Source organism: Pseudomonas sp. HMSC065H01 (genome assembly GCF_001815235.1).
GTDB lineage: Bacteria > Pseudomonadota > Gammaproteobacteria > Pseudomonadales > Pseudomonadaceae > Pseudomonas > Pseudomonas aeruginosa.
The window spans coordinates 60,417-84,370 of the sequence record NZ_KV819899.1; the positions used below are offsets into that span (position 1 = coordinate 60,417).

General features: G+C 67.5%; 26 protein-coding genes. 14 read left to right on the forward strand and 12 right to left on the reverse strand.

From position 1 onward, the window contains the following. The 4 genes from trpB to HMPREF3014_RS19145 all read left to right on the forward strand — a co-directional run bounded on the left by trpB (position 1) and on the right by HMPREF3014_RS19145 (position 3,194). A complete protein-coding gene (trpB, locus tag HMPREF3014_RS19130; protein WP_003097340.1) occupies positions 1 to 1,209 on the forward strand; it encodes a tryptophan synthase subunit beta in 1,209 nt (402 codons plus the stop codon). Beyond that, a complete protein-coding gene (gene trpA, locus HMPREF3014_RS19135) occupies positions 1,206 to 2,012 on the forward strand; it encodes a tryptophan synthase subunit alpha (protein WP_003097337.1) in 807 nt (268 codons plus the stop codon). Before trpB ends, trpA begins: the two co-directional genes overlap by 4 nt. A 185-nt stretch (positions 2,013 to 2,197) precedes the next feature. After that, a complete protein-coding gene (locus HMPREF3014_RS19140; protein WP_003111192.1) occupies positions 2,198 to 2,821 on the forward strand; it encodes a response regulator transcription factor in 624 nt (207 codons plus the stop codon). A 7-nt stretch (positions 2,822 to 2,828) separates the two neighbouring features. Then, positions 2,829 to 3,194, forward strand: a complete 366-nt coding sequence (locus HMPREF3014_RS19145) for an Hpt domain-containing protein (RefSeq protein ID WP_003097330.1) — start codon at positions 2,829 to 2,831, stop codon at positions 3,192 to 3,194. Here the strand turns inward: HMPREF3014_RS19145 and HMPREF3014_RS19150 are convergent. Next, positions 3,173 to 3,550 (reverse strand): DOPA 4,5-dioxygenase family protein, encoded by a 378-nt coding sequence (locus HMPREF3014_RS19150; RefSeq protein ID WP_003114635.1) that lies wholly within the window; start codon positions 3,548 to 3,550, stop codon positions 3,173 to 3,175. The genes HMPREF3014_RS19145 and HMPREF3014_RS19150 overlap by 22 nt on opposite strands. 10 nt (positions 3,551 to 3,560) lie before the next feature. Then, entirely contained in the window at positions 3,561 to 4,475 is a 915-nt protein-coding gene (locus tag HMPREF3014_RS19155) for a choline sulfate utilization transcriptional regulator (RefSeq protein WP_003122286.1), read from the reverse strand. A gap of 112 nt (positions 4,476 to 4,587) precedes the next feature. On the opposite strand from HMPREF3014_RS19155, the gene betC reads away from it, so the two are divergent. The 3 genes from betC to HMPREF3014_RS19170 are packed head-to-tail and all read left to right on the forward strand — an operon-like array spanning position 4,588 to position 8,597. Then, complete coding sequence (betC, locus tag HMPREF3014_RS19160) at positions 4,588 to 6,099, forward strand: choline-sulfatase (RefSeq protein ID WP_003120673.1); 1,512 nt, start codon at positions 4,588 to 4,590, stop codon at positions 6,097 to 6,099. Positions 6,100 to 6,115: 16 nt separating this feature from the next. After that, the gene (locus HMPREF3014_RS19165; protein WP_003118485.1) at positions 6,116 to 7,039 is read left to right on the forward strand and encodes a choline ABC transporter substrate-binding protein; all 924 of its coding nucleotides are present in this window, start codon (positions 6,116 to 6,118) and stop codon (positions 7,037 to 7,039) included. 4 nt (positions 7,040 to 7,043) lie between these two features. Then, positions 7,044 to 8,597, forward strand: coding sequence for a SulP family inorganic anion transporter (locus HMPREF3014_RS19170; RefSeq protein ID WP_003118484.1), 1,554 nt, complete (start codon positions 7,044 to 7,046; stop codon positions 8,595 to 8,597). A gap of 3 nt (positions 8,598 to 8,600) precedes the next feature. Here the strand turns inward: HMPREF3014_RS19170 and HMPREF3014_RS19175 are convergent, their stop codons facing one another. From HMPREF3014_RS19175 to hemF, 5 genes are all read right to left on the reverse strand, one after another. Further along, complete coding sequence (locus tag HMPREF3014_RS19175) at positions 8,601 to 9,203, reverse strand: hypothetical protein (protein ID WP_023086854.1); 603 nt, start codon at positions 9,201 to 9,203, stop codon at positions 8,601 to 8,603. Continuing rightward, positions 9,200 to 10,486 (reverse strand): peptidylprolyl isomerase, encoded by a 1,287-nt coding sequence (locus HMPREF3014_RS19180; protein WP_023086758.1) that lies wholly within the window; start codon positions 10,484 to 10,486, stop codon positions 9,200 to 9,202. Before HMPREF3014_RS19180 ends, HMPREF3014_RS19175 begins: the two co-directional genes overlap by 4 nt. Further along, positions 10,467 to 11,453: a phospholipase C gene (locus HMPREF3014_RS19185; RefSeq protein ID WP_003111200.1), complete on the reverse strand. Its 987-nt coding sequence runs from the start codon at positions 11,451 to 11,453 to the stop codon at positions 10,467 to 10,469. Before HMPREF3014_RS19185 ends, HMPREF3014_RS19180 begins: the two co-directional genes overlap by 20 nt. Positions 11,454 to 11,563: 110 nt before the next feature. Further along, the gene (gene aroE, locus HMPREF3014_RS19190) at positions 11,564 to 12,388 is read right to left on the reverse strand and encodes a shikimate dehydrogenase (protein ID WP_003111201.1); all 825 of its coding nucleotides are present in this window, start codon (positions 12,386 to 12,388) and stop codon (positions 11,564 to 11,566) included. 57 nt (positions 12,389 to 12,445) lie between these two features. Beyond that, positions 12,446 to 13,363 carry an oxygen-dependent coproporphyrinogen oxidase gene (gene hemF, locus HMPREF3014_RS19195; RefSeq protein WP_003097311.1) on the reverse strand — a complete coding sequence of 306 codons (918 nt, stop codon included), beginning with the start codon at positions 13,361 to 13,363 and terminating at the stop codon, positions 12,446 to 12,448. A 190-nt stretch (positions 13,364 to 13,553) separates the two neighbouring features. On the opposite strand from hemF, the gene HMPREF3014_RS19200 reads away from it, so the two are divergent. Beyond that, the gene (locus HMPREF3014_RS19200) at positions 13,554 to 14,531 is read left to right on the forward strand and encodes an NADPH:quinone reductase (protein ID WP_003111202.1); all 978 of its coding nucleotides are present in this window, start codon (positions 13,554 to 13,556) and stop codon (positions 14,529 to 14,531) included. 9 nt (positions 14,532 to 14,540) lie between these two features. Here the strand turns inward: HMPREF3014_RS19200 and HMPREF3014_RS19205 are convergent, their stop codons facing one another. The 3 genes from HMPREF3014_RS19205 to HMPREF3014_RS19215 form a co-directional block, all read right to left on the reverse strand. After that, positions 14,541 to 15,098, reverse strand: coding sequence for an L-threonylcarbamoyladenylate synthase type 1 TsaC (locus HMPREF3014_RS19205; protein WP_003097300.1), 558 nt, complete (start codon positions 15,096 to 15,098; stop codon positions 14,541 to 14,543). A 40-nt stretch (positions 15,099 to 15,138) separates the two neighbouring features. Beyond that, positions 15,139 to 16,227 (reverse strand): DNA-processing protein DprA, encoded by a 1,089-nt coding sequence (dprA, locus tag HMPREF3014_RS19210; protein ID WP_003123764.1) that lies wholly within the window; start codon positions 16,225 to 16,227, stop codon positions 15,139 to 15,141. A 134-nt stretch (positions 16,228 to 16,361) separates the two neighbouring features. Then, positions 16,362 to 17,387, reverse strand: a complete 1,026-nt coding sequence (locus HMPREF3014_RS19215) for a LysM peptidoglycan-binding domain-containing protein (protein ID WP_003097294.1) — start codon at positions 17,385 to 17,387, stop codon at positions 16,362 to 16,364. A 138-nt stretch (positions 17,388 to 17,525) separates the two neighbouring features. Here HMPREF3014_RS19215 and def point away from each other — a divergent pair, with 138 nt between their 5' ends. The 6 genes from def to HMPREF3014_RS19245 all read left to right on the forward strand — a co-directional run bounded on the left by def (position 17,526) and on the right by HMPREF3014_RS19245 (position 22,764). Continuing rightward, positions 17,526 to 18,032 carry a peptide deformylase gene (gene def, locus HMPREF3014_RS19220; protein WP_003107059.1) on the forward strand — a complete coding sequence of 169 codons (507 nt, stop codon included), beginning with the start codon at positions 17,526 to 17,528 and terminating at the stop codon, positions 18,030 to 18,032. Between the two features lie 54 nt (positions 18,033 to 18,086). Continuing rightward, positions 18,087 to 19,031 (forward strand): methionyl-tRNA formyltransferase, encoded by a 945-nt coding sequence (gene fmt / locus HMPREF3014_RS19225; RefSeq protein WP_017001989.1) that lies wholly within the window; start codon positions 18,087 to 18,089, stop codon positions 19,029 to 19,031. Then, positions 19,028 to 20,332, forward strand: coding sequence for a 16S rRNA (cytosine(967)-C(5))-methyltransferase RsmB (gene rsmB, locus HMPREF3014_RS19230; RefSeq protein WP_003122291.1), 1,305 nt, complete (start codon positions 19,028 to 19,030; stop codon positions 20,330 to 20,332). The genes fmt and rsmB overlap by 4 nt, the downstream gene beginning before the upstream one ends. Before the next feature lie 27 nt (positions 20,333 to 20,359). Beyond that, positions 20,360 to 21,733, forward strand: coding sequence for a Trk system potassium transporter TrkA (gene trkA, locus HMPREF3014_RS19235; protein ID WP_003107053.1), 1,374 nt, complete (start codon positions 20,360 to 20,362; stop codon positions 21,731 to 21,733). 148 nt (positions 21,734 to 21,881) lie between these two features. Next, complete coding sequence (locus tag HMPREF3014_RS19240; protein WP_003120685.1) at positions 21,882 to 22,199, forward strand: tetratricopeptide repeat protein; 318 nt, start codon at positions 21,882 to 21,884, stop codon at positions 22,197 to 22,199. 292 nt (positions 22,200 to 22,491) lie between these two features. After that, a complete protein-coding gene (locus tag HMPREF3014_RS19245; protein ID WP_003107049.1) occupies positions 22,492 to 22,764 on the forward strand; it encodes a hypothetical protein in 273 nt (90 codons plus the stop codon). Positions 22,765 to 22,825: 61 nt separating this feature from the next. On the opposite strand, the gene HMPREF3014_RS19250 is transcribed toward HMPREF3014_RS19245, so the two are convergent. Together HMPREF3014_RS19250 and HMPREF3014_RS19255 are read right to left on the reverse strand one after the other, a co-directional pair. Next, positions 22,826 to 23,479 (reverse strand): 7-cyano-7-deazaguanine/7-aminomethyl-7-deazaguanine transporter, encoded by a 654-nt coding sequence (locus HMPREF3014_RS19250; RefSeq protein WP_003097286.1) that lies wholly within the window; start codon positions 23,477 to 23,479, stop codon positions 22,826 to 22,828. A gap of 146 nt (positions 23,480 to 23,625) precedes the next feature. Beyond that, complete coding sequence (locus tag HMPREF3014_RS19255) at positions 23,626 to 23,892, reverse strand: PilZ domain-containing protein (RefSeq protein ID WP_003114645.1); 267 nt, start codon at positions 23,890 to 23,892, stop codon at positions 23,626 to 23,628. Positions 23,893 to 23,954 lie beyond the last annotated feature (62 nt).

Here is a 23,954-nt window from a genome sequence, read left to right on the forward strand (position 1 = left end):
ATGACTTCCTATCGCAACGGCCCCGACGCCAAGGGCCTGTTCGGCCGCTTCGGCGGCCAGTACGTCGCCGAGACCCTGATGCCGCTGATCCTCGACCTCGCCCGCGAGTACGAGAAGGCCAAGGACGACCCGGCGTTCCAGGAGGAACTGGCCTACTTCCAGCGCGACTACGTCGGTCGGCCGAGCCCGCTGTACTTCGCCGAGCGCCTGACCGAGCACTGCGGCGGGGCGAAGATCTACCTCAAGCGCGAGGAGCTGAACCATACCGGCGCGCACAAGATCAACAACTGCATCGGCCAGATCCTCCTGGCCCGGCGTATGGGCAAGAAACGCATCATCGCCGAGACCGGCGCCGGCATGCACGGCGTGGCCACCGCCACTGTCGCCGCGCGTTTCGGCCTGCAGTGCGTGATCTACATGGGCACCACCGACATCGACCGGCAGCAGGCCAACGTCTTCCGCATGAAGCTGCTGGGCGCCGAGGTGATCCCGGTGACCGCCGGCACCGGTACCCTGAAGGACGCCATGAACGAGGCGCTGCGCGATTGGGTGACCAACGTCGATAGCACCTTCTACCTGATCGGCACGGTCGCCGGCCCGCATCCGTACCCGGCGATGGTCCGCGACTTCCAGGCGGTGATCGGCAAGGAAACCCGCGAGCAACTGGCCGAGAAGGAAGGGCGCCTGCCCGATTCGCTGGTCGCCTGCATCGGCGGCGGCTCCAACGCCATGGGCCTGTTCCACCCGTTCCTCGACGACGCCGGGGTGCAGATCGTCGGCGTGGAAGCCGCCGGCCACGGCATCGACACCGGCAAGCACGCGGCCAGCCTGAACGGCGGGGTTCCCGGCGTGCTGCACGGCAACCGCACCTTCCTGCTGCAGGACGCGGATGGCCAGATCATCGACGCACACTCCATCTCCGCCGGCCTCGACTATCCCGGCATCGGCCCGGAACACGCCTGGCTGCACGACACCGGCCGCGTCGAGTACACCTCGATCACCGACGACGAAGCCCTGGAGGCCTTCCACACCTGCTGCCGCCTCGAAGGCATCATCCCGGCACTGGAAAGCTCCCATGCCCTGGCCGAGGTCTTCAAGCGTGCGCCCAGCCTGCCCAAGGAGCACATCATGGTGGTGAACCTGTCCGGTCGCGGCGACAAGGACATGCAGACCGTCATGCACCACATGCAACAGGAGTCGAAAGCATGAGCCGCCTGCAGACCCGCTTCGCCCAGCTCAAGCAGGAAAACCGCGCCGCCCTGGTGACCTTCGTCACCGCCGGCGACCCGGACTACGCGTCTTCCCTGGAAATCCTCAAAGGCCTGCCGGCGGCCGGAGCCGACGTGATCGAACTGGGCATGCCGTTCACCGATCCGATGGCGGACGGCCCGGCCATCCAGTTGGCCAACATCCGCGCCCTGGACGGCGGCCAGACCCTGGCCAGGACGTTGCAGATGGTCCGCGAATTCCGCAGCGGCGACAGCGAGACGCCCCTGGTGCTGATGGGCTACTTCAACCCGATCCACCACTACGGCGTCGAACGCTTCATCGCCGAGGCGAAGGAGGTGGGAGTGGACGGCCTGATCGTGGTCGACCTGCCGCCGGAGCACAACGAAGACCTCTGCCACCCGGCCCAGGCCGCCGGCCTCGACTTCATCCGCCTGACCACCCCGACCACCGGCGACCAGCGCCTGCCGACGGTGCTAGAAGGCAGTTCCGGGTTCGTCTACTACGTGTCGGTGGCCGGCGTCACCGGCGCCAACGCGGCGACCCTGGAACACGTCGAGGAAGCGGTGGCGCGCCTGCGCCGGCATACCGACCTGCCGATCGGTATCGGCTTCGGCATCCGCAGCGCCGAACACGCCGCCGCGGTCGCGCGGTTGGCCGACGGCGTGGTGGTCGGCTCGGCGCTGATCGACCGGATCGCCAAGGCCCGCGACAATGCCCAGGCGGTCAAGGATGTCCTCGCCCTGTGCGGCGAGCTGGCCGAAGGCGTGCGCAACGCACGCTGACAGACCCTGACAGCGGCATTCGCCAGGCGCAGGCAACCCGCTGCGCCTGGCCTTGCGTTGCACGCTGCCAGAACCGTGAGGAAAAATTCACGGTCACTTTCAGAAACGTCTTATTGTCCGCCGACTCTGCCGAAGCCTTGAATAGCGCCTCACCCAAATAGCCAACGCATTCAAAGAAGGTTCGCATGAGTAAGGTGCTGATCGTCGATGATCATCCCGCTATCCGCCTGGCCGTGCGCTTGCTGTTCGAGCGCGACGGTTTCACCATCGTCGGCGAGGCCGACAACGGTGCCGAAGCCCTGCAGGTAGCCCGCAAGAAGTCTCCCGACCTGGCCATCCTGGACATCGGCATCCCCAAGATCGACGGTCTCGAAGTGATAGCCCGCCTGAAGTCCCTGAAGCTGGACACCAAGGTCCTGGTCCTGACCCGGCAGAATCCGGCGCAGTTCGCCCCGCGCTGCCTGCAGGCCGGCGCCATGGGCTTCGTCAGCAAAAGGGAAAACCTCTCCGAGCTGCTGCTCGCCGCCAAGGCCGTGCTGGCCGGCTACATCCACTTCCCCACCGGGGCGTTGCGCAGCATCAACCAGCAGAGCCGCGACAACGAGGCCCGCATGCTGGAAAGCCTTTCCGACCGCGAGATGACCGTGCTGCAGTACCTGGCCAACGGCAATACCAACAAGGCCATCGCCCAGCAGCTGTTCCTCAGCGAGAAAACCGTGAGCACCTACAAGTCACGCATCATGCTGAAACTCAACGCCCATTCCCTGGCCGGCCTGATCGATTTCGCCCGCCGCCACGAGCTGATCTGAGGATCCCATGCGAACGTTCGACCTGACCGCCGCCCTGGGCGACCGCGCCAACCAACCGGAGATCAGCCGCCTGCTCGTCGCGCAGCTGATGACCAGCAACAACGAAGACACCCGCAAGCTGCGGCGCGCCCAGGAGCGCGAGCAGACCCAGGAACTCAACGAGCTGGCGCACCGCCTGGCGGGCATGGCCTCGCTGATCCACGCCCACGCCGTGGAACGCGCCTGCCACCAACTGGAGATCGCCTGCGGCGAAAGCTCCGTGCGCAAGCTCGCCGATGCCGTCGACGACCTGGTGACGGCACTGGGCGAGCTGCAATGCGAACTGCACGACTGGATGACGATGACCGCGCCTCAAGGCACGGCGAAGTCATAGCGTTGCGGGCCTTCGTCCAGGATCGACAGGTCCAGCGGGCGAATGGCTCCCATCCAGATGGCTCGGTCGCGATGGTCGAGCAGATCGTTGCCGGTAACCGGGTGGATGAACACCACCAGGTCCTGCCGATGGATGGCCAGCCAGGGCACCAGCTCGCCGAACACCTCGGGAGCGAACGCCAGCTGGCAGCTCCAGTCCGGATGCGGCCCTACCGGCCGCTCATGGACCCGCCCCATCTTCAGCGGAAAGCGCCGCGCCGCCTCTTCGCAAAGGGCGCGGGCTCGCTCGATGCTCTGCGCATCGAAATAGACGTGAGCATGGAAGCCCTGGATGCGGGGGGTGGAATACTCGTTCATCGTCACCTCTTCAAGCGCCGCCGGCCTGCAACTCGGCCTGCAGCCAGTCGACGAAACCGTCGACCAGCCGCTGGCGCCGCTTGCGCTCCGGCAATACCGCATAGTACCCGTATCGCGACAGGCAGCTCTCGCCAATGGGCCGGCAAAGCAGCCCCTGTTCGAGCAGGCCGTCGACCAGGTGGCGCCAGCCGATAGCCACGCCCTGGCCGGCGATGGCCGCCTGGATCAGCAAGGTGTAGTTGTCGAAGCTGAGCACCGCCGGAATCGGCTGCCGATCGATGGCCAACGCTTCGAACAACGCCGGCCAGTCGAACCAGCGGGCGTGCTGCGCCGGCTTCAGATGCAGCATCGGCAGGCGCGCCAGGTGCGCCTTGGCCAGCGGCAACTGCAATCCCTCGACCAGGCGCGGGCTACAGACCGGGAACACCTCCTCGCGAAACAGCCGGTGCGCTTCGCCGTGCTTGGAACGACCGTCGCCGAACAGGATCGCCACGTCGATATCGCCGCGCTGGCCGGCCAGGCCGCGCTCGCTGGTCACCAGGCTCACGTCCAGATGCGGATGGGCCTGGTGGAAGCGCGGAAGGCGCGGCATCAGCCAGTAGGCAGCGAAGGCGTAGTCGGTGGCCACCTGGAGCACCTCGTGGCGCTGGCGCGCGCCCAGCGCGGCGATGCCGGCATCGATCGTCTCGAGGCCGGCGGCCACGTGGCGGAGCAGAAGCTGGCCGGCGTCGGTGAGCACGATGCCTCGATGAACGCGCTGGAACAGAGGGGTCGCCAGCTCTTTCTCCAGGCGTTTGATCTGCTGGCTGACCGCAGGCTGGGTGGTCCCCAGCTCCTCGGCGGCAGCGGTGAAGCTGAGCTGGCGGGCGGCGGACTCGAATACCCGGAGCAGGTCGAGGGACAGCGGCATGAGGCGTTCTCCCATAAGCCAGGCTTATCCAACGCATCCAGCCCCATGCGGTTTACCAGGGATTTCGATGCACTGATGATCGACGCAGCACTATCGCATAACCCAATCGCATGGGATAAGCCGCCCGATGAAGACCTCGCCGAACATCCTGTTCATCATGGCCGACCAGATGGCCGCGCCGCTGCTGCCGCTTCACGATCCGCGCTCGGCGCTGCGCATGCCTCACCTCTCGCGCCTCGCCGAACGGGCCGTGGTGTTCGACTCGGCATACTGCAACAGCCCGCTCTGCGCGCCGTCGCGCTTCACCCTGGTCAGCGGTCGCTTACCTACCCGCATCGGCGCCTGGGACAACGCCGCCGACTTCGCCGCCGATACCCCCACCTACGCCCACTACCTGCGCAACCTCGGCTATCGCACGGCGCTGTCGGGCAAGATGCACTTCTGCGGTCCCGACCAGTTGCACGGCTACGAGGAACGCCTGACCAGCGACATCTATCCGGCGGACTATGGCTGGGCGGTGAACTGGGACGAGCCGGAGGTGCGCCCGAGCTGGTACCACAACATGTCCTCGGTTTTGCAGGCCGGTCCCTGCGTGCGCACCAACCAGCTGGACTTCGACGAGGAGGTGGTGTTCAAGGCCCGCCAGTACCTCTACGACCATGTTCGCCAGCACGCCGGCCAGCCATTCTGCCTGACCGTGTCGATGACCCATCCGCACGACCCCTACAGCATCCCGGCGAGCTACTGGAATCTCTACCGCGACGAGGACATCCCGCTGCCGCGCCAGCGCTTCGCCCAGGAGGAGCAGGACCCTCATTCGCAACGCCTGCTGAAGGTCATCGACCTGTGGGACAAGCCGTTGCCCGAGGAGCGCATCCGCGCCGCCCGGCGTGCCTACTTCGGCGCCTGCAGCTACGTCGACGCGCAGATCGGTGCGCTGCTGGCGACCCTGGAGGAATGCGGGCTGGCCGACGACACCATCGTGGTGTTCTCCGGCGACCATGGCGACATGCTCGGCGAGCGCGGCCTCTGGTACAAGATGCACTGGTTCGAGATGGCCGCGCGCGTGCCGCTGCTGGTCCATGCGCCGGCGCGCTTCGCGCCGCGCCGCATCGGCGCTTCGGTATCCACCGTGGACCTGCTGCCGACCCTGGTGGAGCTGGCCGGCGGCCAGGTCGATCCACGCCTGCCGCTGGAAGGCCGCTCGCTGCTGCCGCACCTGCGCGACGGCAGCGGGCATGACGAGGTGATCGGCGAATACACCGCCGAGGGCACCCTCAGCCCGCTGATGATGATCCGCCGCGGCGACTACAAGTTCATCTACTCCGAGCAGGACCCCTGCCTGCTCTACGACCTGCGCAACGACCCGCAGGAGCGCGAGAACCTCGCCGCCAGTCCGGCCCATCGCGGAACGTTCGAGGCGTTCCTCGACGAGGCCCGGCGACGCTGGGACATCCCCGCGATCACCCGCGCCGTACTCGACAGCCAGCGCCGCCGACGCCTGGTGGCCGCCGCGCTGGCGCGAGGACGGCTGGCCAGCTGGGACCACCAGCCGTGGGTCGATGCCAGCCAGCAGTACATGCGCAACCATATCGACCTGGACGATCTCGAGCGCCGCGCGCGCTTCCCGCAACCCTGAGCACGAGGGCACCTCCATGAACCGGCTTCCCACCTGCCTGCTGGCCGCCACCCTGTTCCTGGGCAGCGCCTCGCTATACGCCGAAGACCCCGCCTGTGCCCGCGTCAGGCTGGCCGATCCAGGCTGGAGCGATATCGCGGTGACCAACGCCACCGCCGCGTTTCTCCTGGAAAGCCTCGGCTACCAGGTGAAGATCGATACCCTGTCGGTGCCGATCATCTATGGCGGCCTGCGCGACGGCCAGGTGGACGCCTTCCTCGGCGGCTGGATGCCCGCGCACCAGGACTATCACGACAAGTTCGTCGCCAGCGGCCAGGTCGAACGCCTCGGTCGCAACCTCGACGGCACCCGCTTCACCCTGGCGGTGCCGCGCTACGTCTGGGACGCCGGCGTACACCGCTTCGAGGACCTCGCCGCGCAAGGGCAACGCTTCAACCGCAAGCTGTACGGGATCGGCTCCGGCGCGCCGGCCAATCAGTCGATCCAGAAGATGATCGACGCCAACCAGTTCGGCCTCGGCGACTGGAAGCTGGTGGAGTCCAGCGAGCAGGCGATGCTCGCCGAACTCGGCCGGGCCGAGAAGCGCCAGCGCTGGCTGGTGTTCCTCGGCTGGACGCCGCACCCGATGAACATCCGCCATGACCTGCGCTACCTGGAAGGCGGCGAGCAGTACTTCGGCGACCGCGGCCAGGTCTACACCCTGGCACGCAAGGGCTACGCCGCGCAGTGCCCGAACCCGGCGCGGCTGCTGGCCAACCTGCGCTTCGACCTGGACATGGAGAACCGCCTGATGAGCGACGCGCTGGAAGGCACGGCGACTCCGGCCTCGGCGACCCGCGCCTGGCTCAAGGCCAACCCGCAGGTGCTCGAGGCCTGGCTGCAAGGGGTGACCAGCCGCGACGGCGGCGACGCCCTGGCCGCGGTTCGCGGCCAGCCATAGCGCCATGTGGACGCGCCTGCTGCCGTTCCTCGCCTGGCTACCGGGGCTGCACCGGGGCATGCTCGGGCGCGAGGCCTGGGTCGGCCTGAATGGCGCAATCCTGGCACTGCCGCAATCGATGGCCTATGCGCTGATCGCCGGCCTGCCAGCGGAGTACGGCCTGTACGCGGCGATGCTGCCAGTGGCGATCGCCTGCCTGTGGGGCTCGTCGCGCTACCTGGTGAGCGGTCCCACCGCGGCGATCTCGGTGCTGCTGTTCAGTTCGGTGGCCCCGCTGGCGCCGCTGGGCAGCCCGCAATACGTCCAGGCCGTGCTGCTGCTGACCTTTCTCGCCGGCGCCTTCCAGTGGCTGCTCGGCGTCCTGCGCGTCGGGTCGCTGGTCAATTTCGTCTCGCATTCGGTGATGCTCGGCTTCACCCTTGGCGCGGCGCTGCTGATCGTCCTCGGCCAACTGCCCTATCTTCTCGGCCTGGCCGCGAGCGGGGAGGGCGCAGCGCCGGGAAACGGCTGGCGGCTGCTGGCGCGGTTCGCCGAGTTCGATGGCCCATCGCTGCTGGTGGGCGGCTTCAGCTTCGCGCTCAGCCTGCTGGTCAGGCGCCTGCGACCGCGCTGGCCGGCCCTGCTGCTTGGCTTGCTGGGCGGTGCCACGCTGGTCTGGGCGCTACCCGGGACCTTCGCCTCGGTAGCCCATGTGCAGGCCTTATCGAGCGCACTGCCGGGCTGGAATCCGCTGGTCTTCGATTCCCGATCGATCCTCGACCTGCTACCTGCGGCGGTGGCCTGCGGCATGCTCGGGCTGGTCACCAGCCTATCGATCGCCCGCGCCCTGGCCGCGCGCCAGGGAGACGCGTTCGATGCCAACCAGGAGGTCCGCGCCCAGGGCCTGTCGAACCTGCTCGGGCCTTGGCTGTCGGCGAGCCTGTCGGCGGGCTCCTTCACCCGCTCCGGGCTGAATCTGGAAGCCGGTGCGCGCTCCCCGCTGGCGGGTGCGTTTTCGGCGCTCTGGGTGGCACTGCTGGCCGTGCTCGGTGCGCGCCTGATCGAGCATGTGCCGTTGCCGGCGATGGCCGCAGGCATCCTGCTGATCGCCTGGGGCCTGATCGACCGCCCAGCGCTCCGCGCGCTCTACCGCAGCGGCCGCGCCGAATGCCTGGTGGCCGGCCTAACCGCCCTGGCCACGCTGCTGTTGCCGCTGCAGAACGCCATCTACGCGGGAGTGCTGGCGTCGCTGGTCTTCTACCTGCGGCGCACCTCGACACCACGCGTACTGCGCCAGCACAACGACGAGGAAGAAGTGCTGCGCATCGAAGGCTCGATCTTCTTCGGCGCCTGCGACTACCTGCAACGCCTCATGCGCCAATGCGACAGGCCACGGCTGGTGCTGGACGCCCGCCAGGTGAACTTCATCGACTTCGCCGGCGCAGTGCTGTTGCAGCAGGAAGCCCGCCGCCTGCACGCCGAGGGCCGCCGCCTGGTATTGCGCCACGCCCGCCCGCAGGTCCGCGAAGCGCTGGGCCGGCAGGCCGACGAAGGCTGCCGCCTGCACTACGAAGGCTGACGCTCAGGGCGCCGCCGGCGATGTCGGTGCGCTGTCGCCGGGCAGCAGTTGCGGCGATTCCCGCTGCAGCTTGTCGCGCATCATCTCCAACTGTCCAAGGGCGGCGCGAGCCTCGTCGATTTCCTCGGCGCTGCGCTCGCCACCCTGTTCGGCCGCCTCGATCCGCGCGCGGATTTCCGGTATCTGCTGTACGCCGCTGGTGTAGGCCTGTACCAGTTCGCGGGTCTGTCGTTCCTCGAAGGCCTGGTACTGCTTCGGATCGGCCAGCTCCTGCGCCGTCGCGCCCTGGCGTGGTTGCAGGCCGCCGAGCGGCGGGCTGCGCGGGTCGCCCTCGTCGCGCAGCATCTGCATGAACTGGATCGCCTGCTCGCGATCCAGTTCCGCCGCCGGCGGCTCCGCCTCGTACGCCGGTGCTGCCGCTTGCGATCGCACCGGCGCCGGCGGCGGCGGACGGTCGTCGACCGCGGGCAGTGCCGCAACCGTCCTGGCTGGCGGCGGAGAAGACGAGGAAGCGGCCATATCGGCGGGCGCCAGCAACACGCCGGCGCAGGCCAGGGCGATCGCCAGCCCGCTGCAGCCGAGGGCAACGCCGAGCCAGCGCTTCACAGGCCTTCCACCCTGGCGCCGGCCAGCAGGTTGCGCAGGCGCGTCTCGAACTGTGCTGCCAGTTGCTCGCGCGCCACCGCCTGGTTCACCTCGAAGCGCACGCTGCGGTCGTCGAGGGGCAACTGGCGATCCTCGCGGCTACGCACCCGGACGATCTCGAACGCGCCGTCGATGCGCATCGGCTGGGAAACCGTATCGGCCTTCTGGATCAGCGCAGTCTTGCGCAGCAGGTCGAGCCGGCCGTCCTGGGGCCGTATCAGGCCTAGGTCGCCGGGCGGGTCGCGGTCCCTGTCGTCGGCCAGGGAATAGCGGCGTACCGCCTCGTCGAAGGCCAGGCCGTTGCGCAACTCGGCGTAGACCTTGTCCGCGCTCGCCTGGTCGGCCAGGCGGATATGCGCCGCCTGCACCTGCGCGACGTTGCGGTAACGCTCCAGGTTGCGCCGATAGTAGGCCTCGGCGTCCTTGTCGCTGACCTTGCCGGCGAGTTCCCGCAGCGCATCGGACTCATGGTGGAAATCACTGTAGAGGCCGATCTGGTGCAGATAGCGATGGCGCACCAGCTTGTCCCGCACCAGGGTCCTCACGCCCTGCCGCTCTGCCGGGCCGAAGCCGTCCCGGGCCAGGCGGTACCAGAGGTAGTCGCGGCGGATGCGGGTCTGGACCTGGCGCGCCAGGTAAGCGAGGTTGCCCTGTTGCAATTCCACCTGGCCCTGGACGTTGTCGCCTTCGTACAGCGATAGCAGGTCGAGGACCTGTGCCGGCTGGCCGGGAAACTGCCAGCCGATCAGCTCGACCCCGGCCGCCTCGCGGCGCTGCGTCTCGTCCAGCAGCAGGCTGTTTTCCACCAGGCCGCGGCTCCTCGGCGCCAGCACCTCGCGCAAACGCTCCGCGCTCAGGGCCCGGGGCTGGCGCAGGTATGGCCCGAGGTCCTCGCGGTAGCGTCGGCCATATACCTGTTCGAGCAGGTTACCGGCCTCGATCTCCACGCTGGCGTCGAGATCGGCGCGGCTCTGCGCGGTGAGCTGGTCTTCCACCGCGCGCGCCAGCAGGCGGTTTTCCACCAGGCCACGGCGCAACTGCTGCGGGTCGGTGTTGAACTTGACCCGCGACAGGGCCTGCTCGAGCAAGTCGATGCTTCTCCCCGGCAGCACCTCGCCGTCGATCCGCAGATCCTGCGGCGCCTTGGCGGGGACGCCATGGGCGCTCCACGCCAGCAGCCCGAGGACGATCCCGCACAGTGCGCGACGCCAGCCCCGGGCGCGATCAGAGAGCAGTCGGTGCATCGAAGCTGTTGGCGCCCTTGGTCAGTACGGTGACGGTCAGGGCGATGGACTCGGGAATCAGCTCCTTCGCCACCCGCAGGCGCGTCTCGTAGCTGGTGTCGTAGAGCGGCTCGGGGCGCGCGTAGGCGACCTGGCCGGTCTGGGTGAGCAGGTCGCGGATGCTCTTGCTCGGGTCGTAGCGCCCCACCAGGTTGGCCACCGCCGCCGGGTCGTTGAGCTTCTCGCTGGCGTAGTGGTCGTCGACCCAGCCTTCCCAGCTGGAATGGCCGTTGGCCGAGGTGATCCACACATGGTGCGGCTGGGCCACGTCGCCGGTGGCATGCAGGGCATAGCCGATGGTCTGCAGCGAAGGCGCGGCGCGGAACTGCTCGAACCAGTAGGTGGCGAGGTTATCGATCGGCTGGAAGGCGGCGGTCTGGAAGTCGCCGTAGTGCTCCTGCCAGTCCGAGCGGGTGCCCTGGCGGTAGTGCGCCTCGGTGGTGTCGAAGTCCTCGCGCTTCAGCTCGCGGTTGTAGAGGTAGACCATGGCGTACCAGTCGACGTCGGCGATGCCGCCGTCGACCTTGTGGTAGCGGTAGTCGTAGCCGCCGTGGGGGTTGCCATGGGAGTCGCCGTCCCGGGCCAGGTTGAGGAAGTGCCAGTACGAGGTGTAGTTGACGATGCCCGAAGCCGCGCCCCACAGCGGCGCGTGTTCGTAGCCGACCCACCAGCCACCGAGACGGGTGTCCTTGAAGTCGTCCACGTCGAAGGCCGCCTGGCCGAGGATCTCCCCGGCCTGCGCCTCGCTGCCGGCGGCGCTCACGTAGAACCGGTAGGCCTGGCGCATCTCCTCGGTGGCGTAGGAGGAGTTCATGAAGGCCAGGGCATCCTTGACGATGTTCTTGTGGGTCGGTTGCGACCAGGCGTTGGCCTGGCTGGCGATGGCGCAGATGCAGAGACCGGCGGCCAGGCGGGCGAAGGTTTTCATCGGCAGCGCTCGAGAGTGAGTGAAGCCTGAAGTCTTAACCCGGTTTTGTGATTCCTACATGTCAGATGGAAGCCAATTTGAGACGTACGTCTCAAATGCCGCCTGACAACTCAGACAGTTGCCAACTGTCGGCGCAGCGTCTCCAACACTGGCGCCGAGGCAGGACGCACGCCGCGCCAGAGGAAGAATGCCTCGGCGGCCTGCTCCACCAGCATGCCCAGGCCATCCAGGGTACGCGCCGCACCGCGTTCGGCGGCCCAGCGGTTGAAGGCAGTCGGTTCCTTGGCATACATCATGTCGTAGCAGACGGTACGGCCGGGCTCGATCACGCTCTGCGCCAGCGGCGGCACGTCGCCGGCAAGACTGGCCGAGGTGCCGTTGACGATCAGGTCGAAAGGCCCTTCGACCTCGGCGAAACCGCAGCCGTGCACCGCGCCGAGGTCGGCGAACCGCTCGGCCAGGTCCACGGCCTTCCGCGCCGTGCGGTTGGCGATCAGCAACTCCGCCGGGCACTCGCCGAGGAAGGGTTCGAGCACCCCACGCACCGCACCGCCGGCGCCGAGCAGGAGAACCCGCTTGCCGCGCAGCTCGACCCCGGCGTTCGCCGTCAGGTCCCGCAGCAGGCCGGCGCCGTCGGTGTTGTCGCCGCGCAGGCGACCGTCGGCGAGGCGGATCAGGGTGTTCACCGCCCCGGCCCGGGTGGCCCGCTCGCTCAACTCGTCCACCAGACGATAGGCCTCTTCCTTGAACGGCACGGTGACATTGGCGCCCTTGCCCTGCTCGAAGAAGCGCCGGGCGAACCCGGGGAAGTCGTCCAGCGGCGCCAGTTGCGCGTCATAGACCAGCGCCTCGCCGGTCTGCTCGGCGAACAGGCGGTGGATCAGCGGCGACTTGCTGTGGCCGATGGGGTTGCCGAATACGCAATAGCGGTCCATGGGTCGTTCCTTTGCCGGAGTGGGACGGGACGAGCGGACTCGTCCCCTGCGGGCGGGTCAGGGCTGGCCGGCGAGCCAATCGCGGTCGGCGAGGAAATACTCGGTCAGGCGCGCTTCCTCGCTGCCCGGCTCGGGTTTCCAGTCATAGCCCCAGCGCACCTGCGGCGGCAACGACATCAGGATCGATTCGGTACGGCCGCCGGACTGCAGGCCGAACAGGGTGCCACGATCGAAGACCAGGTTGAACTCCACATAGCGACCGCGACGATAGGCCTGGAACTCTCGCTGCCGTTCATCGAACGGCGTGTGCTTGCGGCGCTGGACGATCGGCAGGTAGGCGTCGATATAGGCATCGCCGATGGCGCGGATGAAGGCGAAGCAGGTGTCGAAGTCCCACTGGTTGAGGTCGTCGAAGAACAGGCCGCCGATGCCGCGCGGCTCGTTGCGGTGCTTGAGGTGGAAGTAGCGGTCGCACCATTCCTTGTAGCGCGGGTAGACGTCCGCGCCGAACGGCGCGCAGGCGTCGCGAGCGACCCGGTGCCAATGCACGCAGTCTTCCTCGTGGGCGTAGTAGGGGGTCAGATCGAAGCCGCCGCCGAACCACCAGACCGGCTCCTCGCCTTCCTTCTCGGCGCAGAAGAAACGCACGTTGGCATGGGACGTCGGCACGTGGGGGTTTTCCGGATGGATCACCAGCGACACGCCGAGCGCCTGGAAACCGCGCCCGGCCAGTTCCGGCCGATGGGCGCTGGCCGAGGGCGGCAGGCTATCGCCGAAGACGTGGGAAAAATTCACCCCGCCCTTCTCGATCAATGCGCCGTCGCCGATTACCCGCGTCCGTCCGCCGCCACCGGCCGGACGCTCCCAGGCGTCCTCGGCGAAGCGGGCCTTGCCGTCCTCCGCCTCGAGGGCGGCGCAGATGCGGTCTTGCAGGTCGAGCAGGTAGGTTTTGACAGCGGCGATACGGTCGGTCACGGAGTTCACCTTGGAGCGGGGAGGCCACGCGGGGCGCGGGCTGGCGACGAAACGAGGGCGCAAGCATACCACCCTGGATGGGTAGCCGGCGCTTGACGGCCGTCAAGGGGAAGGCTTGGATGAAGGCCTTTACCCAGGGTCGCCCACCCGGCGCGACCGTCCGAAACCCTGACGAAGCAGGAGTTCCAGCATGGCCAAGCGCATCCAGTTCGCTGCCTACGGCGGCCCCGAAGTCCTCGAATACCGCGACTACCAACCCGCCGAGCCGGGCCCCCGGGAAGTCCGCGTGCGCAATCGCGCCATTGGCCTGAACTTCATCGACACCTACTACCGCAGCGGCCTCTATCCGGCCCCCGGCTTACCCTCGGGACTGGGTAGCGAAGGTGCCGGCGAGGTCGAGGCGGTGGGCAGCGAAGTGACCCGTTTCAAGGTCGGCGACCGCGTCGCCTACGCCACCGGCCCGCTGGGCGCCTACAGCGAACTGCATGTGCTGGCGGAGGAGAAGCTGGTCCACCTGCCCGACGGCATCGACTTCGAACAGGCCGCCGCGGTGATGCTCAAGGGGCTCACCACCCAATACCTGCTGCGCCAGACCTACGAACTGCGGGGCGGCGAAACCATTCTCTTCCATGCCGCCGCGGGCGGCGTGGGCCTGTTCGCCTGCCAATGGGCCAAGGCCCTTGGAGTGCAGCTGATCGGCACCGTCAGCTCGCCGGAAAAGGCGCGCCTGGCCAGGCAGCACGGTGCCTGGGAGACCATCGACTATAGCCATGAGAACGTGGCGCGGCGGGTGCTCGAACTGACCGACGGGAAGAAGTGCCCGGTGGTCTACGACTCGGTGGGCAAGGATACCTGGGAAACCTCGCTGGACTGCGTGGCGCCGCGCGGCTTGCTGGTCAGCTTCGGCAACGCCTCGGGGCCGGTGACCGGGGTCAACCTGGGCATCCTCTCGCAGAAGGGTTCGCTGTACGTGACCCGGCCGACCCTGGGCAGCTACGCCGATACCCCGGAAAAACTCCAGGCGATGGCCGACGAGCTGTTCGGCCTGATCGAGCGCGGCGACATCCGCATCGAGATCAACCAGCGCTTCGCCCTGGCCGAAGCAGCCAGGGCGCATACCGAACTGGCCGCACGGCGAACCACCGGCTCGACCGTACTGTTGCCCTGAAGCGCGTACTCAGGCCGGGCGGATGACCTGTCCGGTCACCAGGTCGCGGATCAGGCTGGGGTTGCGGCGCCCGCCAAGGGCGCCGCCGAGGATAGCGTCCAGCTCGTCGTGGAAGTATTGCTCCACCCGCAGCCGCGTGCGCGCCGCCGGGCGCCCGGCCGGATTGGCCGAGGTGGAGATCAGCGGACCGGTGAGATGGCACAGTTCCTGTACCAGGGGATGGTCGGTGACCCGCACGGCGACGCTGTCGTGGACGCCGGTGACCCACTCCGGCAGGCGCTCCTGGTGCGGCACCAGCCAGGTGTTCGGCCCCGGCCAGGTACCGGCCAGGCGGTCCAGCCAGACGTCCGGCAGGTCTTCGAGAAGGAAGTCGAGCTGGTGGATGTTCGCCGCCACCACGATCAGGCCCTTTTCCACCGGCCGCGCCTTCAGCGCCAGCAGGCGATACACCGCATCCTCGTTCCACGGGTCGCAGCCGAGCCCCCATACCGCCTCGGTGGGATAGGCGATCACGCCGCCCTCGCGGACGACCCGGGCGGCGCATTGCGCACGAAAGCTGCTGATCATCGACTCACTCCAGCGGACAGGGTGCGCGAAGTGTACGGTTTCAGCCGGAGCGATGCACCCAGGTGCCGGCCTCGCAGGCGACCCGGCCGTCGAGTTCCAGTTCGCTGAGCGTCGCCAGCACATCGGGCAGCGTCATGCCGCTGGCGGCGGCCAGGCCTTCGCTGGTGTAGGGCGCGGCGCGCAGCAGCGCCAGCAAAGGGTGGGGCAGGGGCTGCGCCGGCGCTTCCGCTGGCTCCGCCTGCGCCCAGCCGCGCAGTGCTTCGAGCACGTGCCCGACGCTTTCCACCAGCAGCGCGCCATCGCGAATCAGTTGGTGGCAGCCACGTGCGCCGGGATGGTGGATGGAACCCGGAATGGCGTACACCTCGCGCCCCTGTTCCGCCGCCAGCCGCGCGGTGATCAGCGAGCCGCTGGCGGGACTTGCCTCGACCACCAGCACACCCAGCGAGAGTCCGCTGATGATGCGGTTGCGCCGGGGAAAGTTTGCCGGCAGCGGCGGGCTGTCCAGCGGCAGCTCCGAAACCAGCGCGCCGCCACCCTCGACGATGCGCCGCGCCAGCGCTTCGTGGCGCCGCGGATAGAGCCTGCGCAGGCCGGTGCCGAGGACTGCCACGGTCGCGCCGCCAGCCTCCAGCGCGCCCTCGTGGGCGGCGCCATCGATGCCCAGGGCCAGCCCGCTGGTGATGGCGAAGCCGCCCTGCGCCAGGCTGCGCGCAAAGCTCCGGGCGGTGCCCAGCCCGGCGGGGCTGGCGCGGCGGCTGCCGACCATCGCCAGTTGCGGCCGTTCCAGAGTCTCCGGAGCGCCTTCGACGTACAGCAGCGGCGGGGCATCGGCGACTTCGGCGAGCAGTGCCGGGTATCCCGGGTCGTCCCACATCAGCAGGTGCCTGCGCGGACCTTCCAGCCAGCGCAGGGCTTCACCCGCCGCTTCCCGCACCGCCGGGCTGCGCCGCGCGGCGGCGGCCTCGGCAGGCACTCCCAGGGTGCGCCAGGCGCCGGCTGGCGCGGCAAGCGCGGAAGAGGCCGAACCGAAGGCCTCGATCAAGCGCAGGAAGCGCATGGGTCCCAGTTCGGGCAGGCCATGCAGGCGCAGCCGTGCTTCCAGTTCGGCTGGAGAATGGTTCTTCATCGCGACTCATCCATAGCAGGCAGGTCCATCGCTGACAGGAAGAGGGGAAGGGTCCGGCTTCCATCCTGGAAACCGTCGTATGAAATTTCCTTCCCCCAGAAACGCGAAACCCCCGCCGAGGCGGGGGTTTCGAGTCAGGGATTCTGCACCCTGTCGGTTACCGAGAGCGGCCTGCTGGCCATCAGAACCAGGGCGTAGCTCAGCTTCTTGTAGGTACGGAACACCATCAGCAGGCCGGCGCGTTCGTCGGGAATCTTCACCGACTCACCGGTAACGCGGTCGCGCACCGTCTCGCCGACCTTGTAGATCGCCAGCACGTTGCCCTCGGCCAGCCCGTCGCGCTGGCCACGGTTCAGGGTGACCACGTCGAACTGGCCGATCTGGGTCACGCCGCGCGGTACGTCGATGATTTCGCCCTTCACCTCGCGGCTCGGCTCGCCGGGCATGAAGGTGGAATTCACCGCACGCTCCTCGGTGGGGAACAGGCGGTCGCCCAGGCGCACTTCCTGGGTGGTGCGGGTCAGCGCCAGGGTCGCGACGTCGCCTTCGGTGGCCACCACCTCGCCGCCGCCGATGTCGTCGGCGTTGATGCCGAGGACTTCCTTGGTCTTCGGATCGATGTAGACCTTGCCCTGGCGGAAGATGCCATAGGCCGGCTGGCCGTCGGCGAACTTGCCGCGGGCATAGATGCGGTCGCCGGTGCCGCTGACGATCCGCTCGGCGTTGCCGGCGACGATGTACGGCGCACTGGTGAAGGTCTTCTCGTCATCGACGATGCGGTTGGCCAGCAGGAAGCTGTTGATCTTGTCCAGCGGGATGGTCGGGATGGCCTCGGCGATCGGCGTGCTGCGGATCTTCGGCGACAGCTTGATGGTCCCGCGCGATTCGCCACGGTTCAGCACCAGGCGCGGCTGGCCATCGACGTAGACCAGGCTGAGTGTGTCGCCGGGGTAGATCAGGTGGGGATTCTGGATCTGCGGGTTGGCGTGCCAGAGTTCCGGCCACTTCCATGGCTGGCGGAGGAATTTCCCCGAGATGTCCCACAGGGTATCGCCCCTGACCACCGTGTAGCGGTCCGGATGCCCTTCCCTGAGGTCGACCTGGGCCTGCGCCAGACCGCTCGCGGCAAGGAGCAGAAGGGCGACTAGTGATTTCCTCATGCAGTGAATCCCTTTATCATGTCGACATACGCGAAACGCCCGAAGCCCGCGAGAATCGCGGTCTGAAGCCGTTTTCAAGCTGCGCGCCATCTTAGCAGCGGATTTTCAATCGATTCCACAAGTGCATCACAAACGCATATGGCCATCCTGAACATTCTCGAATTCCCCGATCCGCGCCTGCGGACCATCGCCAAACCGGTGGAGGTGGTCGACGACGCGGTGCGCCAGCTGATCGACGACATGTTCGAAACCATGTACGAAGCCCCGGGCATCGGCCTCGCCGCGACCCAGGTGAACGTGCACAAGCGCATCGTGGTCATGGACCTCAGCGAAGACAAGTCCGAGCCTAGGGTATTCATCAACCCCGAGTTCGAACCGCTGACCGAGGATATGGACCAGTACCAGGAAGGCTGCCTGTCGGTACCCGGCTTCTACGAGAACGTGGACCGACCGCAGAAGGTCCGGATCAAGGCCCTCGACCGCGATGGCAACCCCTTCGAGGAAGTCGCCGAAGGCCTGCTGGCGGTATGCATCCAGCACGAATGCGACCACCTCAACGGCAAGCTGTTCGTCGACTACCTGTCCACCCTCAAGCGCGACCGCATCCGCAAGAAGCTGGAAAAGCAGCATCGACAGCAGGCGTGACCCCATCCCCCAAAGGCTTGCCCCGGCAAGCCTTTTTCTTTTAGCGAGCCCCGCATGAGCCAAGCATTGCGCATCGTCTTCGCCGGAACCCCGGAATTCGCCGCCGAGCATCTCAAGGCCCTGCTCGACACCCCACATCGGATCGTCGCCGTCTACACCCAGCCTGACCGGCCGGCCGGCCGCGGGCAGAAACTGATGCCCAGCGCGGTGAAGAACCTGGCCCTGGAGCATGGCCTGCCGGTCATGCAGCCGCAGAGCCTGCGTAATGCCGAGGCCCAGGCGGAGCTGGCGGCCCTGCGCGCGGACCTGATGGTGGTGGTCGCCTATGGCCTGATCCTGCCCCAGGCGGTACTCGATATCCCGCGCCTGGGCTGCATCAACAGCCACGCCTCGCTGCTGCCGCGCTGGCGCGGCGCCGCGCCGATCCAGCGCGCGGTGGAAGCCGGCGACGCGGAGAGCGGCGTCACCGTGATGCAGATGGAAGCAGGGCTCGACACCGGCCCGATGCTGCTCAAGGTGAGCACGCCGATTTCCGCCGCGGACACCGGCGGCAGCCTGCACGACCGGCTCGCCGCGCTCGGCCCGAAAGCGGTGGTCGAAGCCATCGCCGGCCTGGCCGCCGGCACCCTGCATGGCGAGATCCAGGACGACGCCCTGGCCACCTACGCGCACAAGCTGAACAAGGACGAGGCACGCCTCGACTGGAGCCGTCCGGCCGTCGAACTGGAGCGCCAGGTCCGCGCCTTCACCCCCTGGCCGGTCTGCCACACCAGCCTCGCCGATGCTCCGCTGAAAGTCCTCGGCGCCAGCCTGGGGCAGGGCAGCGGGGCGCCCGGAACCATCCTCGAGGCCAGTCGCGACGGCCTGCTGGTCGCCTGCGGCGAAGGCGCCCTGCGCCTGACCCGCCTGCAAGTGCCGGGCGGCAAGCCACTGGCCTTCGCCGACCTCTACAACAGCCGCCGCGAGCAATTCGCCGCCGGCCAGGTGCTCGGCCAATGAACCCGCGTCTCGCCGCCTGCCAGGCGCTGGCCGCGGTGCTCGCCGGACGCGCCTCGCTGTCTGGCGCGTTGCCGCCGCAACTGGACAAGGTCGCCCCGCGCGATCGCGGCCTGACCCAGGAGCTGGCCTTCGGCGCGGCGCGCTGGCAACCGCGCCTGCAGGCCCTGGCCGCGCGCCTGTTGCAGAAGCCGTTCAAGGCCGCCGACACCGATATCCACGCCCTGCTGCTGATCGGCCTCTACCAGTTGCTCTACACGCGGATTCCGCCGCACGCCGCGATCGGCGAGACCGTCGGCTGCGCCGACAAGCTGAAGAAGGGCTGGGCCAAGGGCGTGCTCAACGCCGTGCTGCGCCGCGCGCAGCGCGAAGGCGAGACGCTGCTGGCCGAGGTCGACCGCGATCCCTCAGCGCGCCTGGGACATCCGCGCTGGCTGCTGAAAGCGCTCAAGCAGGCCTGGCCGGAGCAGCTCGACGCGCTCTGCGCAGCGAACAACGCACACCCGCCGATGACCTTGCGGGTCAATCGGCGCCACGGCGAGCGCGATGCCTACCTGGCCGAACTCGCCGAAGCCGGAATCGAGGCCCGCGCCTGCGACTACAGCCGCGACGGCATCCAGCTCGCCGCGCCGCGCGACGTGCGCGAACTACCGGGCTTCGCGGAGGGCCGCGTCAGCGTCCAGGACGAAGCCGCGCAACTGGCCGCCGAGCTGCTCGAAAGCGCGCCCGGCCAGCGTGTCCTCGACGCCTGCTGTGCGCCTGGCGGCAAGACCTGCCACCTGCTGGAAACCCAGCCGGAACTGGCCGAAGTGGTCGCCGTCGACCTCGAGGAGAGCCGCCTGGTAAGGGTCCGGGAAAACCTCCAGCGGCTCGGCCTGCAAGCCAGCCTGGTCGCCGCCGACGCCAGGGCCACCGGGGAGTGGTGGGACGGCAAGCCGTTCCAGCGCATCCTCCTCGACGCGCCGTGCTCGGCCACCGGGGTGATCCGCCGCCACCCGGACATCAAGCTGGCGCGCAAGCCGGAAGACATCGCCGCCCTGGCGCACCTGCAGGGTGAATTGCTCGACGCGCTGTGGCCTACCCTGGAAGTCGGTGGCGTACTGCTCTACGCCACCTGTTCGGTGATGCCGGCGGAAAACAGCGACAGCATCGCCGCCTTCCTCGCCCGCACGCCCGGCGCCCGCGAACTGGACCTTCCCGGCCCCTGGGGCATGAAACAGCCCCACGGCCGCCAGTTGCTGCCGCAGGTGGAGGGCCACGATGGCTTCTACTATGCCAAGCTGATCAAGATATCCGCCCGTTGATCGAAACCTGACGAGCCGTTTCCTGCCATGAAAATCATCATCCTCGGTGCCGGCCAGGTCGGCGGCACACTGGCCGAGCACCTGGCCAGCGAAGCCAACGACATCACCGTGGTCGACACCGACGGCGACCGCCTGCGCGACCTCGGCGACCGCCTCGACATCCGCACCGTGCAAGGCAAGGCCTCGTTCCCCACGGTGCTGCGCCAGGCCGGCGCCGACGACGCCGACATGCTGGTGGCGGTGACCAATAGCGACGAGACCAACATGGTCGCCTGCCAGGTCGCCTACACCCTGTTCAACACCCCGACCAAGATCGCCCGCGTCCGCGAGCCGGCCTACCTGACCCGTACCGGGCTGTTCGACAACGAGGCGATCCCGGTGGACGTGCTGATCAGCCCGGAGCAGGTGGTCACCAACTACATCAAGCGCCTGATCGAACACCCCGGCGCGCTGCAAGTCATCGACTTCGCCGAGGGCAAGGCGCAGTTGGTCGGGATCAAGGCCTACTACGGCGGCCCTCTGGTAGGGCAGGAGCTGCGCCAGCTGCGCGAGCACATGCCGAACGTGGATACCCGCGTCGCCGCGATCTACCGCCGCAACCGGCCGATCATTCCCCAGGGCGACACGGTGATCGAGGCCGACGACGAAGTCTTCTTCATCGCCGCCAAGGCCCATATCCGCGCGGTAATGGGCGAGATGCGCAGGCTCGACGACAGCTACAAGCGGATCATCATCGCCGGCGGCGGCAATGTCGGCGAGCGCCTGGCCGAGGCCATCGAGAGCCGCTACCAGGTAAAGATCATCGAGCGCAGCCCGCTGCGCTGCCGGCACCTCTCGGATACCCTGGACAGCACCATCGTGCTCAACGGCAGCGCTTCCGACCGCGACCTGCTGCTGGAGGAAAACATCGGCGAGACCGACGTGTTCCTCGCCCTGACCAACGACGACGAGGCCAACATCATGTCCTCGCTGCTGGCCAAGCGGCTCGGCGCGAGCAAGGTGATGACCCTGATCAACAACCCGGCCTATGTCGACCTGGTGCAAGGCGGCGAGATCGACATCGCCATCAGCCCGCAACTGGCGACCATCGGCACCCTGCTGGCCCACGTTCGCCGCGGCGACATCGAGAGCGTACACTCGCTGCGCCGCGGCGCAGCCGAAGCGATCGAAGTGGTAGCCCATGGCGACGCCAAGTCGAGCAAGGTGATCGGTCGCTCGATCAACGAGATCAAGCTGCCGCCGGGCACCACTATCGGCGCGCTGGTGCGCGACGAGGAAGTGCTGATCGCCCATGGCGACACCCGCATCGAGAGCGGCGACCACGTGCTGCTGTTTCTGGTCGACAAGAAATACATCCGCGACGTCGAGCGACTGTTCCAGGCCGGCCTGACGTTCTTCTGAGGCACGCCCTATCGCGAACGGCGATAGGGCTTCGGCCTACGAACACCAAGGGGCCGCGTGCCTCCTTCGCAACGGCCGAATCCCTCTGTTCCGTGCAAAGCCTGGCCGGAGCCGGGCACAATGGCCGACATCGTTGGAAGAGGGCAGGATGATGATCGAAGGTCTGGAAAAGATGCTGGCCAAAGGCGTGGACAATGCGCTGCTGCGCTTCGGCCTGGGCAAGGGCTACCTGGACGCGGGCGACGCCGAACGCGCGGCGGAACACCTCCAGCGCTGCGTAGAGCAGGACCCGAAGTATTCCGCCGGCTGGAAGCTGCTGGGCAAGGCGCGCCAGGCTGCCGGCGATCTCGCGGGCGCCCGGCAGGCCTGGGAGCAGGGCCTGGCAACTGCCGCGACGCATGGCGACAAGCAGGCCGAAAAGGAAATGACGGTGTTCCTGCGCAAGCTCGACAGGGCGAGAACCTGAGCGTCCGGCCAAGGCTTGCGCAGCGCGTTCTCGCCACCCGCCGGCCGGAGTTCCGGCAGACGGGTCGGGCGTGCTCATCGAGCGCTGGCAGAACGGTTCGAGCACGCCCCGACGACACTTTTACAAAGACCTGTTCCACACATTCGTAGGCAACTTCTGTCAACGATGTAGCCTGCATCCCGAACGCCCAACACCCCATTGAGCGACCACTGCCGGCCCTCTAGCTTCGACTCATCGCTTCGGTCAAAGCCCGAACGCGACACCTGACTTCAACTACTTTTCCGGAGCCAACATGTCGAAGCAAGAGCGTTCAGTCCCGTCCTATGTCGAATACCCATACGAGCAAGCGATTCTCTACGTTCACCGGAACGCCTCCGCCAATGAGATGCTCGAATCCGTACAGGAGCGCCTCAGGGCTCTCCTCGGCCTCCTCCATGCCTTGGAAAGGATCGAAGTGCGGACAGGGCAGGGCGTTCCCATTCAGCGCGTGGCGCACATCCTGGTCACGCTCGGCGGCGATGCCCTGACGCTGCTCACGGCCGCGCACCGGGCTACCACCTCCTGAATGAAGAAGGGCGCAACGGTCACGGCCGTTGCGCCCTTCCTCCAGATTGCCTCGATAAGCCTCAAGCGTTGCTCTGCGGCCGCCCCGGCAGCATCTTCAGGATGCCGTTGAGTAGCATGCCGTAGAGCGGCACGAACAGCAGAAGGCTGATACTCAGCTTCACTCCGTAGTCCACCGTGGCGATTTCCACCCAGTGCTGCGCCATGAACGGATTGTCGCTACGCCAGAACGCCACGAAGAAGAAGGTGAAGGTGTCCAGCAGGTTGCCGAGGATGGTCGAGGCGACTGGCGCGGTCCACCAGTGCCGGGAACGACGGAGGCGGTCGAATACCTGGATGTCGAGGATCTGCCCGAGCACATAGGCGAGGAAGCTTGCCAGGGATATCCGTGCGACGAAGGTGTTGAACTCCAGCAGCGCGGAGAAACCACGGAACGCCGCTTCCTGGAACAACACCGAGACCACGTAGGAGGCGATCAACGCCGGGATCATGACCCGGGCGATGACCAGCCGGGCAGGGCCCTTGCCCAGCAAGCGCACGGTGAGGTCGGTAGCCAGGAAGATGAACGGAAAGCTGAAGGCGCCCCAGGTGGTGTGCCAGCCAAATAGGGTGATCGGCAACTGCACCAGATAGTTGCTGGCGATGATGATGAAGATGTGGAAGGCGATCAGGCCGGCCAGGGTGCCGCGCCAGGCCGCCGGAGAAGAGGCTGACATGTGCTGTCCTTTTTGCGCGATGGGGTGAGGGAACCCATGCCCGGCACCATGCCGAGCGGCGCGCATTCTAGCCGATAACCGGCAGCGGTTTCGCCCACTCTGTGATCAGTGGCTCATGCCTGGGGTTCCACGTGGAACATCACCGTTCAGGCTTCGCTGAGAAAGCGCAGGCCGACGCCTTCCGCATCGACTCGCACGACTTCCATCTGCAGGATCGGCGCGTCGATCGGCAGATCCTGTACCTGGCCAGTAACGACACTGCCTGTTGGGAGCTGGGTCAGATCCGGGTGTTTGACATAGACCCCGGTGTCGGAGAGGTCGCGTGTCTGCGCCATCAGCTCGCCAAATAACGGGTGACTGATACGGATTCGGCACTTGAGCGGGGTTCGTGGGTATTGTCGTTGATTATCCATCGAGTCCCTCGGGACCTGCGGAGGAGGCGGCAGAGCTGAGCATAGTACCCGGATATGAAAAA